At 61.4% G+C, this 1,122-nt stretch carries 2 protein-coding genes; both read right to left on the minus strand.

Features of this window, described 5'->3' with window-relative positions:
• Positions 1 to 496: phosphate acyltransferase (locus DV711_RS19235; protein ID WP_279386530.1), on the minus strand; the 496-nt coding region annotated here is incomplete at its 3' end.
• A 200-nt stretch (positions 497 to 696) separates the two neighbouring features.
• Positions 697 to 1,122: thiamine pyrophosphate-dependent enzyme (locus DV711_RS19240; RefSeq protein ID WP_243633894.1), on the minus strand; the 426-nt coding region annotated here is incomplete at its 5' end.

Here is a 1,122-nt window from a genome sequence, read left to right on the forward strand (position 1 = left end):
CCTTCAACTCATGGAACGGCTCGCACAGCATCATCAGGAAGAAGCTGGAGATCATGCTGGCGCTGGGCGCCATGCCGATGATCTGGATCGCCGAGCGCACCACGTCGCCGGTGGTGTAGACCGCGCCGGCCACGGAGCCGTCGGCATCGTCCAACTGGACCATCACCTGGGCGTAGATCAGCGGGTTCTTGACCTGCTCGGCGGCCTGCGCCTCGGTCATGCCCTTGGCTTTGCGCTTCTGGTACAGCGCATCGGCGTAGCGCGCCAGCTCCGGCGAGCTGGCCGGATCCAGCAGGGTAATGCCGTCGAGGTTGAGGTTATTTTCCGCCGCCAGGGCACGGATCTTGGCGTCGTCGCCCAGCACGGTGATCTGCGCGATGCCGCGCTCGGTAGCCACGGTAGCCGCTTCGAGGATCCGCGGGTCTTCGCCTTCGGCCAGTACCACGCGTTTGGGCGCATCTGCCGCCCGTTTGAAGATATTGTTGAGCGCCTTCATCACACAGCCCTTAGTTTATTCTGAGGTTATTGTTGGGAGGTTTGGATGGGGTCTCTGCCCATTGAGATAACCACCGCTATCGTGGAAGTTATGTCGATGGAGGGAGAAAAACCGGCCGAGAACCGGCCGGTTTTTGTATCGTCGTAAAAGGGCGAGCGGATCGGTGCGATCCACCCGCCAACGGACGATTAAGCGGACTGTTACTGGAAGTCCTTGTACTTCTCCAGGTGACGAACCGGTACGGACAGTGCATCGCGGCGGAAGGGGTCGCCCAGCTCACGAGTACACATGATCTCGATAACGGTGGTCACACCGTCCTTCTGCGCGTCGCAAGCTTGCTTCAGCGCCGGACCGATGTCTTCCAGCTTGTCGATGGTGACGCCCTGCGCACCCATGGAGCGTGCGATTTCGGCGAAGCTCGGGTTCTCCAGCTCACCCGCGACGAAGCGACGGCTGTAGAAGTCGACCTGGTTCTTCTTCTCGGCACCCCACTGACGGTTGTGGAAGACGATCGAGGTGACCGGGATCTGCTCACGGACACAGGTCATGATCTCAACCATGGACATGCCCCAGGCGCCGTCACCGGCGTAGGAGATGGCCGGACGCTCAGGCGCGGCAACCTTGGC

Origin of the sequence: Motiliproteus coralliicola, from assembly GCF_003345655.1 — a bacterium.
Classification (GTDB): domain Bacteria; phylum Pseudomonadota; class Gammaproteobacteria; order Pseudomonadales; family Balneatricaceae; genus Motiliproteus; species Motiliproteus coralliicola.